The 15,689-nt window shown below is 64.5% G+C and carries 13 protein-coding genes; all 13 read right to left on the bottom strand.

Annotated elements, in window-relative coordinates; translation table 11 throughout:
* Positions 1-8: 8 nt before the first annotated feature.
* Positions 9-1,727, bottom strand: coding sequence for a ShlB/FhaC/HecB family hemolysin secretion/activation protein (locus C8J45_RS00140; RefSeq protein ID WP_146168538.1), 1,719 nt, complete (start codon positions 1,725-1,727; stop codon positions 9-11).
* Positions 1,728-1,841: 114 nt separating this feature from the next.
* Complete coding sequence (locus C8J45_RS00135) at positions 1,842-2,435, bottom strand: hypothetical protein (RefSeq protein WP_181321042.1); 594 nt, start codon at positions 2,433-2,435, stop codon at positions 1,842-1,844.
* 11 nt (positions 2,436-2,446) lie between these two features.
* Entirely contained in the window at positions 2,447-3,385 is a 939-nt protein-coding gene (locus C8J45_RS00130; protein WP_107961401.1) for a BPSL0067 family protein, read from the bottom strand.
* 113 nt (positions 3,386-3,498) lie between these two features.
* Complete coding sequence (gene tssH, locus C8J45_RS00125) at positions 3,499-6,114, bottom strand: type VI secretion system ATPase TssH (RefSeq protein WP_107961400.1); 2,616 nt, start codon at positions 6,112-6,114, stop codon at positions 3,499-3,501.
* Positions 6,115-6,169: 55 nt separating this feature from the next.
* Positions 6,170-7,750: an N-acetylmuramidase family protein gene (locus C8J45_RS00120; RefSeq protein WP_107961399.1), complete on the bottom strand. Its 1,581-nt coding sequence runs from the start codon at positions 7,748-7,750 to the stop codon at positions 6,170-6,172.
* A gap of 1 nt (position 7,751) precedes the next feature.
* Positions 7,752-8,795: a type VI secretion system baseplate subunit TssG gene (tssG, locus tag C8J45_RS00115; protein WP_107961398.1), complete on the bottom strand. Its 1,044-nt coding sequence runs from the start codon at positions 8,793-8,795 to the stop codon at positions 7,752-7,754.
* Entirely contained in the window at positions 8,759-10,636 is a 1,878-nt protein-coding gene (gene tssF / locus C8J45_RS00110; RefSeq protein WP_107961397.1) for a type VI secretion system baseplate subunit TssF, read from the bottom strand. The genes tssG and tssF overlap by 37 nt, the downstream gene beginning before the upstream one ends.
* Positions 10,637-10,643: 7 nt before the next feature.
* Positions 10,644-11,177 carry a type VI secretion system baseplate subunit TssE gene (gene tssE, locus C8J45_RS00105; RefSeq protein ID WP_107961396.1) on the bottom strand — a complete coding sequence of 178 codons (534 nt, stop codon included), beginning with the start codon at positions 11,175-11,177 and terminating at the stop codon, positions 10,644-10,646.
* A 9-nt stretch (positions 11,178-11,186) separates the two neighbouring features.
* Positions 11,187-11,957: a type VI secretion system accessory protein TagJ gene (locus C8J45_RS00100; protein ID WP_107961395.1), complete on the bottom strand. Its 771-nt coding sequence runs from the start codon at positions 11,955-11,957 to the stop codon at positions 11,187-11,189.
* Between the two features lie 29 nt (positions 11,958-11,986).
* Positions 11,987-12,481 carry a type VI secretion system tube protein Hcp gene (locus tag C8J45_RS00095; RefSeq protein ID WP_107961394.1) on the bottom strand — a complete coding sequence of 165 codons (495 nt, stop codon included), beginning with the start codon at positions 12,479-12,481 and terminating at the stop codon, positions 11,987-11,989.
* Between the two features lie 41 nt (positions 12,482-12,522).
* Complete coding sequence (gene tssC, locus C8J45_RS00090; protein ID WP_107961393.1) at positions 12,523-14,019, bottom strand: type VI secretion system contractile sheath large subunit; 1,497 nt, start codon at positions 14,017-14,019, stop codon at positions 12,523-12,525.
* Between the two features lie 54 nt (positions 14,020-14,073).
* The gene (tssB, locus tag C8J45_RS00085; RefSeq protein WP_107961392.1) at positions 14,074-14,601 is read right to left on the bottom strand and encodes a type VI secretion system contractile sheath small subunit; all 528 of its coding nucleotides are present in this window, start codon (positions 14,599-14,601) and stop codon (positions 14,074-14,076) included.
* A 79-nt stretch (positions 14,602-14,680) separates the two neighbouring features.
* Positions 14,681-15,670 carry an ImpA family type VI secretion system protein gene (locus C8J45_RS00080; RefSeq protein ID WP_107961391.1) on the bottom strand — a complete coding sequence of 330 codons (990 nt, stop codon included), beginning with the start codon at positions 15,668-15,670 and terminating at the stop codon, positions 14,681-14,683.
* Positions 15,671-15,689: the final 19 nt, after the last annotated feature.

The following is a 15,689-nucleotide window of genomic DNA, read 5'->3' as shown; positions in this document are numbered from 1 at the left end:
GTAAAATCCTATCGAGCGCCATCACGGAACTGCACGGTCAACGAAACGAGCACGCGCGCCGGCGGTCGTTCCTTGTCGAGTTTCAGCGCACGGTCGAGCGGCTTGGCGTAGCCGACGTCGAGCACCAGGCGGTTCGGGAAGGACACACGCACGCCACCTCCCACGCTATCGAAATTCCGCGCGCCCTCGATCCGCGCGCGATCGAGGTTGGTCAGATAAAGATGGTCGTAGAAACCGTAAAATTGCGTGCCGAGCCCCGTGACCAGCGGCAGATCGGCACGCGCCTCGACATGCCCGCCCAGCGCCCGGTCGCCGCTGTTGGAGCCGGGATCGTAACCGCGACCGATCGTCAGGCTGCCGAGCGCGAACTCCTCATAGTTCAGCAACGGATCGTTCGCCCATTGCATCTGGCCGATCGCCGCGACGCTGAAGATCGGCCCGAGCGACAGCGTCGTGTCGATCACGCCGCGCACCACGAGGGCACGAGAATTGCCCTCCAGCCGCGAGGTCAGCTTGCCGCTTGCGAAACCGGTCTGGCTCGCGTCGAACAGGCCCAGCCCCTTGCGCACTTCCAGCGACGACGAGACCGAGAGCCAGGGCCGCCCATTGGCGTTGACGAACTGCTGATCGGCATCGATGCCCGCGAACAGCACGCGCAGCTTGTCGCGGGTCAGCGTGACGGCATCGTTACCCCCCCCGACGCGCGAGATCTGATCTACGAAATCGAGGCCAAGCCGCACGCGCGCATTCCCGCGAACCGAGCGGAACAACGGCCGCGCCAAGTCGAGACCCGCGATCAGCGTGTTGGTCCTGAGGTCGAGTGCGCCGAGATCGGGGCGCGACCATGCATAGGTCGCGCGGCCACCCAGCGTCGTGCCGTCATCGTCGAGTTGTAGGATGTGTCCGCCCTGGACGATCACCTGTTCCTGGAAGTCGGTGGTCGTAGATGCACCGAGATACGTGATGTCGCCAAGCCCGGTCAGGCCGTAGATTTCGCCGCGGCCGTACACCGTCTCGCGGCCCAGCAACGACGAGTTGTAGTTCTGCGCGTTGGCGAACAGCGCGAAGTGTCGCGAGCTGACCGTCAGGTCGCCGATCACCGTCCCGGCCTCGCCGTTCGACGGCCGCAACGAAAGCGCCACGTCCAGACCCGGCACGTCGCCGGCGAGCAGCAATATCCGTTCAGCCTCGCGCTCGTTCAGCGGGTCCAGCGCCTGGATCGCGGCGATGCGCCGTCGTAGGAACGGTTCGTACCGCCCTGCATCGCCGCGCACCCGGACGTCGACGATACGCGCGGTGACGACCTGCAACCGCAACACGCCGCCGGTGATCTCCTGCGCGGGGATCTGGACCGACGCGACCCAACCGCCACGCCGCAGCGCTTCGTTGGCAGCGTCGCGCACGGCGCAGACCGCGATGATCGACTGCTCGCCGGTCGGCGTCCGCAGGCCAGCAAGGGCGTTCGCAATCTGCGGTTGAAGCTGCGATCCATCGGGACGCGTGAATTCGACACGGTCGAGCGTCAGCCGCAGCGCAGAAGCCTCGAACGGGCAGTTCGTCTCCGCGAGAGCGCCACGTGCATCGACCCGCGCCGTCGACTCCGAACGCGGCTGCGGGGCCGGTGGCGTCACCTCCTGCCGCGTCGGCAATGCCACCTGCGCATGTGCCGTGACCGACCATGTCCCCGCGGTCACCATCGCCAGCGTCGAAACCAATCCTGCTGTCATTCGCCGCAACGCCAAGTCCCCCATGTCACCGCTCCCGTGGCGTCTACCCGACCGCCTGCATCAATACGCGCGCCACTCGACTGGCGACTAGTCACGTTGGCATTCTGCGGGACGCTAACTCCGTTCGCATATGGCGCTCGCCGCCCTCGGGTCTTTTCCCTGCGGCAGGCGCGTGGTGCAGCGATACCCGGCTCCATTGGCCGGCAACGGTATCAGCACCGCCGATTGTGCCAACAACGGCGGCTTGGCGTCGCCGTAGCGGCATATCAAGGCGAATGGGGCATCGGCCGTCGGCGTGACATCCTGCCTCTGCACGACCATTCCCGCCGATCCGGGACGTTCGACCGATTCGACTTCGGCCAGGCCATCGAGATCCGACGCCACCGCTTCGACCGCGTCCGCCGTCACCGTCGCCGAGGACAGGCTCAGCCCGGCAGCGAGCGGTGCGCCTAGCAATCGTGCGCCGCGTGGCAGCGTCGTGCCCGATCGTAACGTCGCCGGACATTCGATCGCGCCCGGCTTAATTGATACGGAGGATAGGGCAGCACTTTTCGTCCTGACGCTTTGCGCTTCGATCGGTTGGCGCGGTTGCGTCATCATGGCGTTCGACGATGCCTGTTCGCCCGTCGCTTCCGCACCACATCCGGTGAGTGCGAACAGCACCGCCGCGGCCAGCACGCCGGATCTTCCGACCTCGTTCGATCTCATCATCACGATCCTCATACCAGAAGCACGAAATATTCTTCGCCGTCGGCGGACCAATTATACCGCCGGCCGGTCGCCCGGATTGGCTTCGCGCGACCGGCATCGCCGTCATAGCGCTTCAAGCGGCGCTTGATCGGGTTCTTGTTGAACTGGTCGAGTAGAAGGACACCGCCGCCTTTCGTCCCGAAGGGATCGTGACGCAGATAGATGCCGACGTGGGACCGGCCGGAATAATCATTGTGGTACATATTGTCGCGCAGCGTAGCCACGACGGTGCCGGACGGTATGTCGCTCTGCTCCAGGAAGCAGACCTGGGGCCCGGCCCGCCATTCCCGCGTGCGGGGCACGCCGAAGAACTGGACGAACTGCGCACATTCGTTCTTGATGAGGTTCCGCGGATCCCACGGCGCGACGGAATAGCCGTTCAGCAGTTTGATCGCATAATTTTCGTACTTTTCGAAATCCTGCAGGACGAAGCCGCGCCCTTCGTAGCCTGGAAAGCTGATGCGCCGATGCTTCGTGTTCTGTGCTGGGGACACCACCGGCTTACCGGTCGCGCGAGTGGGTCGGTCGGGCGCTTTCCGGGTTTCCGGGCGGGTCTCGGGACGGGCCACGGGCCTGCTGGCGGCTACGGTCGGCTTGTCCGGGAGGATGGCGTCGTAAATTTCACCGGGCAACTTCGCCAGCCAGGCTCCGAAGGCCGCAGGATCGAAGCCGTCCTGACCGGGCGGCTTGGGCTGGGGAGGACGACGATGGAGCACGGCCAGTGTTCCCGGCCCGACGACGCCGTCCACTGGCAGCTTGTGCTCCTTCTGGAAGGCTCTGACCGCTGCGTCCGTCTCGCTTCCGAACAGACCATCCGTCTTGACTGGATGTCCCGCGCGCACGAGATTCCCCTGGATCTCACGAACGATCGCACCGTGATCGCCCTTTCGTGCCAACCGTGTCGCCATCCTTCACCATCCTCTTCTGGATTGCCTTGGTTTGTGCAGTCACACGTCTGTCGCGCCCTTCAGATCCACTTCGAAATGCACCTATCGAAATGATCTTCTGGGTCACGCGTTGTTCAATCTATTATGTTACCGACGTCGACAACAGCTCGATAATCATAGTTGAAGCCATCATTCGTCGCCGTCACGCAGATCGCCGCCACCTCTTCACCGCGCATCCGTTTTTCCAGCAGCGCGACCGACATGTCGGGCAGCATAGTGTTGGTCAGGATCGCATCGATCATGCGGCCACCCGACGCGATTTCAGTACAACGGTCGACGATGTGCATCACTACGGCCTCGTCGATGGTCACCGTGATACCATGATTGTCGGCGATGCGACGCTCTATTCGGGCGAGCTGCAGACGGACGATCTCCGCCAGCACGGACTTGCCGAGCGGGTAATAGGGCAGCACCTGTAACCGGCCCAGCAACGCCGGCGGAAACACCTTCAGCAATTCCGGGCGCAGCGCATCCGCGAGCCCCGCTGGCTCGGGCGCCATTTCCTCGTCCTCGCTGAGCGACGTGATCAGGTCGGTGCCGACATTAGACGTCAGCAGGATCACCGTATTGCGGAAATCGATGTGGCGCCCTTCGGCGTCGTTCATGAATCCCTTGTCGAACACCTGGAAGAACATCTCGTGGACGTCGGGGTGCGCCTTCTCCACCTCGTCCAGCAGGACGACGCTGTACGGACGCCGCCGCACCGCCTCGGTCAGAACGCCGCCCTGGCCGTAACCGACATAGCCGGCCGGCGCGCCTTTCAGGGTCGAGACGGTGTGCGCCTCCTGGAACTCGCTCATGTTGATGACGATCATCGAGTCGTCGCCCGAATACATCAGCTCCGCCAACGCGTGCGCGGTCTCGGTCTTGCCGACGCCGGACGGACCGCAGAGCATGAACACGCCGACCGGCTTGCCGGGATTGTCGAGCTTCGCGCGGCTCGTCTGGATGCGCTTGGCGATCGCCGCCATCGCATGATCCTGCCCGATCACGCGCGCCTTCAACGCATCGCCGATCGCGAGCACGCTGGCGATCTCGTCCTTCACCATCCGCCCGACCGGGATGCCGGTCCAGTCGCCGACCACCGCGGCGACGGCGTCGGCATCGACCACGCCGAACACCATCGGCGCATCGCCCGCATGTTCGCGCGCCGTCGCGAGGGCCGCGTCCAGCGCCGCACCGTCGCCACTGTTGCGCGCCGCGCGCACGTCATCGAGCGCGTCCTTCTCCCGCGCCCATCGCGCCTCGACCGCCTCGACCGCAGCGCGAGCGGCTGCGATCGCCTCGTCCAGCGCCGGCAGCGCGTCATCGTGGCGATAGCGTCCTTCGGTTTCCCGCATGACGATGCCGCGCTCGACCTCAAGCAGTTCGAGGCGCCGCCGCTGGTCCTCGACCGGAGCAGGCGTCGCGTTCTGCGATACCGCGACGCGCGCCGCGGCGGTGTCGATCAGGCTCACCGCCTTGTCGGGCAGCTGCCGCGCCGGGACATAGCGCTGAGACAGCGCCACCGCCGCCGCGACTGCATCGTCGAGAATAACGACATCGTGATGCGCTTCCATCGCCGGCACCACCGACCGCAACATCGCGATCGCGACCGGTGCCTCCGGCTCGGCGACGTCGACTGTCTGAAACCGGCGGGTGAGCGCCGGGTCCTTCTCGAAATACTGGCGATATTCCGCGTACGTCGTCGCGGCGATCGTGCGAAGGCGGCCGCGCGCGAGTGCCGGCTTCAGAAGATTGGCGGCGTCGCCCGTCCCCGCCTGGCCGCCCGCGCCGATCAGAGTGTGCGCCTCGTCGATGAACAGGATAACGGGCGTCGCGGCACCCTCGACCTCGTCGATCACCTGGCGCAGCCGTTTCTCGAACTCGCCCTTCACGCCCGCACCCGCCTGCATCAGCGTGACGTCGAGCGCACGGACCACGACGTTGCGCAATGCGGGGGGCACGTCGCCATCGACGATCCTCTTCGCGAACCCCTCGACCACCGCGGTCTTGCCGACCCCCGCCTCGCCGACCAGGATCGGGTTGTTCTGGCGACGGCGCAGCAGCACGTCGACCAGCTGCCGGATCTCGGCGTCGCGGCCGACGATCGAGTCGATCTCACCGGAGCGCGCGCGGGCGGTCAGGTCGACCGAATAGCGCTCCAGCGCCTCGCCAGACGAGGGCGGCACGGTTCCGGCAGCCTGTAGCGGCTCGATTGAATCCCCCCCGGCGTCTTTGGGGACTCCGACGATCGCGGCGAACTCGGTGCCGAGCCGTTCGACCTGGATCTTGCGCCATTCGCCGCTGGTCGCGAACAGCGCGTTGCGCAACGTCGGCGTACGCAACATCCCGTACAGCAGATGCCCGGTCCGTACCTTGGCCGCGCCGAACTGGAGCGAGGCGTAGAGCCAGCCCTTCTCGATCGCCTCCTCGACCTGCGGCGCGAAGTCGGAAATCGCCGAGGCACCGCGCGGCAACAGGTCGAGCGTACCGACTACGTCGCGCGCGAGCCGCGCCTCGTCTAGCCCGAAGTTCTGTCGGATCGCCGCGACGTCGCCCTGCGGATCCTGCAAGAGCAGGTGGATCCAGTGGACGAGCTCGACGTAGGGATTGCCGCGCATCCGGGCGAACCCGGTCGCGGACTCGATCGACGTCAGCGCGACGGCGTCGAGCCGCCCGAACAACGATGCACGGCTGATCTCTGTCATTTCGCCCCTTTTCCTGTGCGATATGCTAGGATTATTACGACTATAAATTATAACGTTATGGTCGGCCGATCAGGCCTCGGATGGCCGCGATGCTGCCAGCGCCCGCATTGACAGCTTTGGTCGACAGAGCATCGTCGATCAGCAAAGTATTGTCGCTGCGGCTCCATTCCACAACCATTGGTGCCGTGATTTCCGCGTCGCGCGAATAGCTGCGGAAAAGGATCCCGAAGCGAACCGGATTGGCCGAAACGATGCCGACTGCCAACGGCCCGCCGCATGTATCGGCATCGTAATTACCATATCCCAATGTCGGTATCAACGCGACGTCGTCGCCTTGCTGGATCGCGATGAAGCACCCGGCATTGGTTGCATCCGGCATCTTGCCCTCGCCCGTCAGGACAGTCGCCACCTGCTTCGTACCGTTGATTACCCGGAACGACTGAGACTTGGATATCTTGATATCTGTCATCTGCTGACGCTGAGCTTCGGCCAGAGTCGCGGCGACCGCAGCGCCATCTGCCTGCCCAGCGAGCTTCAAGTCTTGCGACGCCGACGCCGACGCAGCCGAAGGCACGGATACCGCCGTCGAAACTACGACGGAACTGTTCTGAACCGTTCCAACGGTGTTGCTGGTAGCCACGCTCGGCTCCACGCTACATGCCGCCACCGCGCAAGCTGCCGCCAACCCAAGCGACCCCTTGAGGGATAGAACCCATCTCGCATGGGAGAACCGTTGATAGTTCGCGCGCATCTTGCCGTCATAATTGTTGTCCTTGTATTTTGGACCATTGTATATTCGAGCAAACGTTGCCCAATTTCGTTGACGCAGCGCAGCCAGCAATCGTCGGTCAGCAATAACAATTGCGACGAATGCCTCAGCTTGCGCGAGGATACCGCTCTTCATCGCAGCCACGAATGATTCAACGGTGGGATGTCCCGCCTGGATATGGTTTTCACCAAGAATTTGGAATTCTCCCCAACTCGCAGACTTCAAGGCCGCACTGCTGTTGAGCTTCATGGCCCGCTCGAGCTTGGAATATTGTTCGGAGTATTTACCGTAGATACTGTTCTTCGGGCTGGAGAGATCCGGTTGGGCGGCGTCGTACCGGCCGCCGGTATGCTTGTGGAACGTGTGACGCTCGTACAGGATCGTCGGACGACCCTGCGGATCGAATGGTCCGCGGATCGCGACTTCGGTCTCGACGATCGCCTTGATCGCCGCGGTCTCGCACAGGAGCCGGGCGGCCATGTCGACATAGGTCGCCTCGCTGAGCCCACCGGGGCCGATGCCTGTGGGCCCTGACGCTGCAGCAGTCCGGGACGGCGCTGCGGCTGGCGCTCGCGTGCGCGTCGGCTGGCGCGGCACCGGGCGGCCCGGGGTCGTGTTGCCACGGTGATCGCGGCCCAGTCGGTTCAGCGTCGGCCCGTTCGGATCGACAACCCCGTCCGGCTTGCTGAGGCGCAGGGACCGGGTCTGGTAGCGAGCGATCGCATCGGCGGTGCGGGGACCGAACACGCCATCGACGCGCAACGGCGTCGCGCCCGAGGAACCCGACCGGTTCAGCAACATCTGAACGGTCCGCACGTCGGCGGCACGGTCAGGCCGCTGCGGACCAACTGGAGCCACTATCGCCATATCAAACCTTTCTCATCATCGCATCCGCCGTCTGACGGACCATGGCCGATCGTCGCAGATGCGCATCCCTGCGTACCGCATCATCGCCGGCCTGGCCGATCCAGCCGGTCCAGCCGAGCCGAGTCGAGCCATCGAGCCGCGCGGGCCGGGCATGTCTGCCCGCTACCTCGAGCGCGACGTCCCATTCGAGGTGACTGGGTGCGAACGCATCCAACGCCTCGGACAGAATGCGAAATCGTGGCCCAGAGGGCAACAGGGCTTCGTAGTCGGCGCGGGATCGCGCGCGGATGACCACGCGGAACGCATCCGATGCGACTTTCGCACGACCGCCCAGCATCACCTCGTTGCCAAGCCCGGAAAAGGATTGCCCGAGCCGGGTCTGGTCCTCGGCCTCGATCGACCGCCAGCGCGACTGGTATTCGAGGATCTTCACCGGCTGCCCAAGCAGGTGCGTCATCGCATCCTCGATGCCGCCTGCGCTGCGACGCGACGCGAACAGTGCCGCGTAGTGGACGCGCGCCTGTCCGGGAAAGCTGCTCGCCGCGCCCACGCCTTCGGTGGCGCCGGTAAGCCGCGCGACGTGATCGGCAAAGCGATCGTCGTCGAGTCGGTCGGCCTGCGCCACCGGCTGCGAGTCCGCCCAGGCACGAAAGAAGAACTGGAGCATCCGTCCCGACAGCAGATCGAGCCAGCGGCCGAACGGGCGATTCTTTGCATAACGGCGCTCGAACACCGCGAACTCGGTCATGTGCGACGGCAGCGGTCCCATCGGTCCGGTCAGTCCGAACCAGAAGCCGCCGATCCGCGCGCGGCCGTTGCGGACCTCCACCTCGTCCAGCGTCGAATCCGGAAAGGCGAGCGTCGGCACCTGCACCAGGTCGGCGATATTCTGATCCGGCCGGCGTGCCAGCCCGACACGCGGCAGGCCGGGCGCGCGTGCCTCCGCGCCCCGCACGATCGGGAACAATCCGAACCGCTTGCGCGACGCCGCAGCCGCCGCAAGGAAATTCAGATGGTGTGACGGCGGCCGATCCGCAGCGGCCATCGCTGAAACTCCCCTTCGTTAGCGCTGAAAAAGTGCGTTTCCGTGAACGCGTTGATGCTCGCGAATTCAGCCAGGAACCGTTCGAGAACCGCCGAAAACAGGAACATCCGTCCCTTGTCGAACGCGGCATCGTCGAGCGTGACGTGGATGCGGTGGCCCCGCGCGATAGCCATCCGGTCCATCCCCGGCACCCGTCGCGCCACGCGGGTCGAGCGGATCGCCGACACCCCGTCGACCTGCCGGCGTGAGGCTGCGTCGTCCTGCCGACCGTACAGCGCCAGATGGTCGCGCAGCACCTGCGGATCGTCGTGATCCTCCGGTGCCAGCGTCATGTAGTTGGTGGTCAGATGACCGATCACCCGCCACGCCGCATCGCCCATCCCCATAGGCGGCTGCGGCTTGGTCGGCGCGCGTAGCACGCTGACCGCGCGCGCCGGCACGCCGGACACGGTGAAATGCTGCTCGCCCCGGAACTGCAGCAGTTCAGGCAGTTCGCGGTTGGTCACCAGTGCCCTGACCGCGAGTTCGTCGATCTCATCGAGCCGCGTCGCATCGCCGGGGGCGGTAAGACTGATCCACGTCTCGGTCCCGGTATACTCGCCGCGCCGCCGCAACCGTCGCTCACGGGTCGACAACCGGCGCGACCGCAATTGCGTGGTGTAAAACAGCGCCTTGCTCCAGTCGTACAACAATGCACCATAGGCATAGAGCGGCGCGACCGTCCGTGCGTCGGTGTTGTTCGCCGAATAGGCCTGAACGTCGAGCAGCCGGAAAACTTCGAAATCGAGCGGGCGGGCACGATCGGGGATCACATGATGCTCGTGCTCGAACTGCGACACGCGCACCCGCCCGAGCTGCTTCTCGAATAGATTGATCGCCGGCGTCGCGAACAGCCGCAGGTTCGCCGGCTCCAGCGCGTTGTGCAGCACCGACGCCGAGCGGTTGAACAGGAGAACGACGTCGCACGCCTGCGGGCTGTCGCGAAACGCCCGCGCCAAGTCAGGCAGGTCAACGAACAGGAAACGCTCAGGACAGGCGAAATACTCGCTGAGCAGTCGATATCCGCGAAACGACCGCAGCTCGGCCGGCAGCAACGCCTGATCGTCGTCGAACCCGACCTGCTTGGGCAGAGGGAGCTTCTTCCAGCCCTCCGCTCCCGCCGCCGCGTCCGCCGAGTGCGCGATCACGGCCAGCGTCTCACCGATCATCTGGCGATAGAGTTCGGCGGGCAACGCTTCCGATCCGGCAAGATAGATCGGCAGCGATTCCGGCAATATCTGCGGTAGCGCGGCGCCGCCGGTCGCTTCGAACCGGATACGCAGGCCCGCCTCGGCCCGAACGTTGGCGGCGCTCGCGAACGGCGCCACCGCGGCGCGACTGGCGAGATATTCGACCTGCGTGATCTTGATCGGCCAGAGCGTGACGTCGTGTCCGGTACGGAATTCGACCGGCACACTTTCCTGCTCGGTCGCAACGGCGATCAGCGGCGTGGAGCGCGCGACGCGGTGCCCCTTGATCAGAATCGGATCGCCGTCCTTCGGCTCGAACCCGACGACGCACATTGACGGGGTCGGCGCGAGGTAATGCGGCTGGACCGCGTGCAGCAGGTGCTGGGTGAATTCGGGATATTGATCCGCGATCTTCAGCTGCACGCGCGCGCCGAGATAGGCGACGCCCTCCAGCAGACGCTCGACGTAGGGATCGGGATCGGTCGGGGTCTTGAGGCCGAGCCGGCCCGCTACCGCCTCATGCTCCTCGCCGAACGCGCGCGCATCCTCGCGCAGATAGGCGAGTTCGTCATTGTAGAAGCGCAGCAGGCGCGGATCGATCCCGGAACTCATGGCCTTCCTATTCGCGCACGTTTACGGTGGCGGTCTCGGCCTCGATCTCGGTACGGAACTTGACGGGCATGGTCTGCGCCGCGGCGGTGATGTCGCCCTGGATCAGGAACGTCAGCGCATGGGGATCGTCGTCGTCCTCGATCGGGTCGACGGTGAGACCTTCGCGCGACAGGCGCGGTTCGAACAGCCGTACGGCACGCCGGATCTCCCGCGCCCGCGCCAGGACCGCGCGGCGGTTGAGCGTCTGCCCAGCCAAATCTGTCAGTCCGTAGTTCAGCACGGAGTCGCGGACGTTCGGATACGGTTCCAGGTCGACCAGGGACTCCAGGTTCGTCGTGTTGAACAGCCACGCCAAGTCGCGGCGGATCGTCGCCCGCAGCGCGGTCTCGTTGAAGCGTTCGAGGCGAGGAACGGAATAATAGCGGAACTTCTCCCGGCTGATCTCCGGGGCCTCTTCGCTCATGTCTCGCATTCCCGAGATCTCCAGGTCCGCGACGAGCTTGTCGTAGAGGGTCGGTGTCAGGCGCTGGGTGACGGCCATCGATGCGGCTTAGCCGAACCGCAGCGAACGGACCGCGAGCAAGCCGTGATCCTCGCCGTCCGAAGTCGCCAGCAGCCGCTGTCCGGCACCCGTACCGTCGTCATGCCACGACGTCGCACGCGCCATTGCCTCGGACGGTTCAGCGGAGATGCCAGGGTAGCGCGCCGGCACCAGCGCAGCGATGCGCGGCCCGGCCTTCAAGGTGATCTCGACGGGATACCAGACCAGGTCACGCAGATCGCGCGGTCCCTCGCTGGCGAGTTCGCCGATCGCATCGAACGGCAACAGGCCGTAGCGGCCATTGATGATCGCCTCGATCGTCGGTCCGAACCGAGGATCCGCGTCCGCGATCCAGTCGAAGGATCTGCCGTCGATCGTGCCAGGCATGTCCGGTGCTGCGTCGAACGCAGATTGACGCAACGTCTCCGCGTCATCGTCGCGGCCGACTGCTGCGGCCTCGATCGCCTCCGCCATCGGGCCTGCCCAATCCGATCCGCCATGGATTTCGGCGCGCACGCTTCCGGCGAAAACGGCCTCTCGCTGCTGCTCCGCGTCGATTGCCTGGCCGTAGACCACCGCCAGCATCTGCGCTTCCGGTGACAACTGCGCCAGCGTCGTCAACTGCACTTTGGCCTTGGCCCATTCGCCGGCCAGTGCGAGCAGCTGGAATAGGAAGAGCCGGGTTGGTATGTCGCCCGGGTTCCGGCGAACGACCTCGACGAGCGCGCGCCGCGCGCCGTCGAGATCGCCCGAACGGAGTAGATCGTCCGCCTGTTGCATGTCGTGCTCCTACGGACGATCGACGTGGTTCAACCCGCTTCGTTCTGGCGGATATCGTAATAGGCGGTGACGATGCCGCCATCCTTGCTGCCGTTCGAGTTCTGCGCCTGATAGTCGAAGGTCACCTTGGCGCAGTTAAACGTCACCGACTCCATGATTGCATCACCGCCAGAAGCACCGTTGTTGTGGATGTCCGAGACGATGATGTCCTCGAGCTTGATCTTGTAGTAGGTCAGCGGCGTCGAGCCATCGCCGGCCTTCTGCGAGTAGATGATGGCTTCCTTGATGTGCTTGCCCGAAGCGCATGCCTTGAACAGAAGAGGCGAGGACTTGTCGACTTCCTTCTGGATGCGGATGTCGGAGATCTCAGCCTTGCCGGATCCGCCGCCTGCCCCGCCGGTATGGAACGAACCGTGCTGGACCGCACCGAAATCGAACGAGATGATGTCGATCTCGCCCTGATGGTTCTTCTTGCTCGACTCGCCCTGAATGCTCTCGATTTTGAGAAATAGATCGACTGCCATGGGATTCTCCTGTCAACGATGATTAGATGATCGACGTCAAATCAACCGGACGTCTTCGGTAGACGCGAAACCATACTCAGCGCCACGTCCATGCCCTCCAGCTGGTAGTGGGGCACGAACATGAACTTCCCCTTGTAATAGCCTGGGTTCTCCTCGTCCGGGATCACCTCGATCTTGGCCTGCTTCAACGGCAGGCGTGCCTTGGTCTCCTCGTTCGACGTCGTCGGCGAACCGTCGACGTATTGGAGGACCCAATTGTTGAGATCGCGTTCGAGCTGTTCCGACTCCCGCGAGCCGCCCACCCAATCGCGGACCATGCATTTCAGATAGTGCGCGAAGCGGCAGCTGGCGAAGATGTAAGGCAAGCGTGCCGATAGATTGGCGTTAGCGGTCGCTTCCTTCTTGTCGTAGCTGGCTGGGCGATGGACCGTCTGCGCGCCGATGAAGGTCGCCTGATCCGTGTTCTTGCGGTGGACGAGCGCCATCAGGCCGGCCGTCGACAGCTCCGCCTCGCGACGATCGCTAATCGCGATCTCGGTCGGGCACTTCAGATCGATGCCGCCCTCGTCGGTCGGGAAGGTAGCGGTCGGCAGCTCCTGCACGGTGCCACCCGACTCGACGCCGCGGATCCGCGTCGTCCAGCCATAGGTGTTGAACGCCTCAGTGATCCGAGTGCCCATCGCATAGGCGGCGTTGAGCCAAAGATGCCTGTCGTGTTCACCGCCAGTATCCTCTTCGAAGTCGAACTCGTCGACCGGCTCGGTCTTGGCACCATAAAGCGGCCGGCCTAGGAAGCGAGGCAGCGCCAGCGCCAGGTATCTACTGTCCTCCGACTGGCGGAACGACCGCCAGGCCGCGTAATCGGTGGCATCGAACAGCTTGCCGAGATCGCGAGGGTTCGACAGTTCGGTCCAGCTGTCCATGCCCAGCAGCGACGGGCCCGCAGCGGCAATGAAAGGTGCATGGCTCGCCGCGCCTATCCGCGACAGGCCGCGCATGACTTCCAAATCCGGCGCGCTGTGGTCGAAGTAGAAGTCGCAGACGAAAGCGCCGTAGGGCTGGCCGCCCAGCTGACCGAACTCGGACTCGTAGACCTTCTTGAACAACGGGCTCTGGTCCCAAGCCGCGTCGCGATACTGGCGGAACATCCTGCGACATTCCTCCTTGGACATGTTCATCACGCGGATTTTCATGTCCTTGCCCGTCGCGGTGTTCATGACGAGGTAGTTGAGTCCCCGCCACGCCGCCTCGAGCTGCTGGAATTCCGGCTGATGGATGATCTGGTTGATCTGCTCGGTCAGCTTGCGGTCGATCGCAGCGCGCATCGCATCGACGGTCGCGAAGACGTCACCGCCTATGATCTTGGCATCTCCGAGAGCCTGCTGCGCAAGCGTCTGCACCGCCTGCTCGATCCGGGTCTTGCGTTCGTCGTTGGCCGGGCGGAACTCCTTTTGGAGCAGCGCCTGAAAATCGTCCAGTTCGGCAGCGTCCGTTGTCGGAGCGCCCTCGTTCGTCTGCTTGAGCGCGTCTTGCGCCATGTAACCGCTCCAATCCGTCAAAATGGATGAGGCCCTGCCGGGCCGTCGTCGATGTCAGTCGCGTGGGTCGCTTACCGGCTCGGCGGCTGCGGGTTGGCGCGCCGCAGAGATCGCCTGGAGCAAGGCCGGATCCTGCAGCACCTTGTCGAGCAGGTCCTGCGCGCCGTTCTTCCCGTCCATGTAGGACAGGAGATCCTCCAGCTGCGTGCGCGCCTCGAGCAGCTTGGCGAGCGGTTCGATCTTTCGAGCGATCTCGCCGGGCGAGAAGTCGTTCATCGAGTTGAAGGTCATGTCGACTGCGATCTTGCCTTCGCCGGCAAGCGTGTTGTCGACCGCGAACGCGACACGCGGTGCCACCGCTTCCATCCTCTGGTCGAAGTTGTCCATGTCGATGTCCATGAACTCGCGCGCTTCGGCGGCCTTCTTGTCCTTCAGACTCTTGCCGGACAGATCCGAGATGACGCCCATCACGAATGGCAGCTCGACCTTCTGACGCGCGCCGTAGGTCTCGACCTCGTACTCGATGTGAACCCGTGGCTTTCGATTTTCGCGGATGAACCGCTGACCGCTCTTGATCGCCATGTGTCTATTCCCCGTTTAAACAGCTTCTGCGAGCTTACTCGTTAAATGCGCAAGCGTAACAATCGCTCCACGCCCGTCGTTACATAAAATCGCCTGATCCAGTCTGGCCTGCGCCAGATTCGTCGACCCGTGCGCGGAGGACCGCGGTCGCCTCTGCGACGCTTCCCGGCGCGATGTCCGCCAGGATCGATACGAAATCCATCGTTATCCAACCCTTGATGCGTCCGAGCGCAACCGGGATCGGACTCGAAGGCTCGACCCGACCGTAATAGTCTATGACCAGATCCAGCGTACGGGCCACGTCCTCCCGCGATTGGAGTCGGCCCGGCGCTGTGGTCGATGGACCGGGCATCACACTCTTTTCCGATCCCGTTTCCGCTGAACCGCCCTGACTGACAAACGGCGTCAGCGCATGCACGATGCCTTCGATCGCCTCGTACGTCGGGCGGAAGTTGGTACCTGTCTGCCCGACCTTCTCCGCCTGCTCGGAGAGCACCGCGTCCGCCCGCTGCAACGCCGCCTCAATGCGGCGGAACCGATCGGTGATGTCCGCGATCTGCTCCACGGGGGTGTCGGCAAGCGCAGCGCGAAACTGGCCATAGCCCTCGGCAGAGGCGCCCTCGTCGAGATACCGCTCGAAGTCCTGTCCCGTGTAGCTCCCGAGCCGAGGATGCTCGACGAGCGGGACGCGCCGCAGCGGGGCCAGGAACTCGCCAATGCGGACGAGCGACTCGCATGCGCCCTTGCGTCCCTCGATGCCGTACTCCTCGATGGTCGGATGGGCGTTCTCCCAGAAATTCTCGAACAGGCCAGCCAGAAGCTGCATGGCCGCCTCGACGGTGGTCAGGTCACCCGACCTGGCGCCTGCGCGTGCCAGATAGACCGCGAGCCACACGTCCCGCGTCCGCCCTGCCTGAGCCTCGATCAGCGAGACCGTGTGGGCCCATTCTACCTCGTCCGCAGGCTCCTCGAAGGCCTGCTCGATCGCCTGACGACCGGAGTCGTAGGACAGATCAGGGCCAGCGGACGCATCCGGGGAGACTGGCGTCAGAAGAGCGGCGACATCCATGTCAAGATCCCGGCGCGCG

It is taken from the genome of Sphingomonas sp. PP-CE-3G-477 (assembly GCF_003050745.1).
Lineage (GTDB): Bacteria > Pseudomonadota > Alphaproteobacteria > Sphingomonadales > Sphingomonadaceae > Sphingomonas.
The sequence above is the reverse complement of the archived record's forward strand: the minus strand, read 5'-3'. Positions and strand labels throughout refer to the sequence as shown.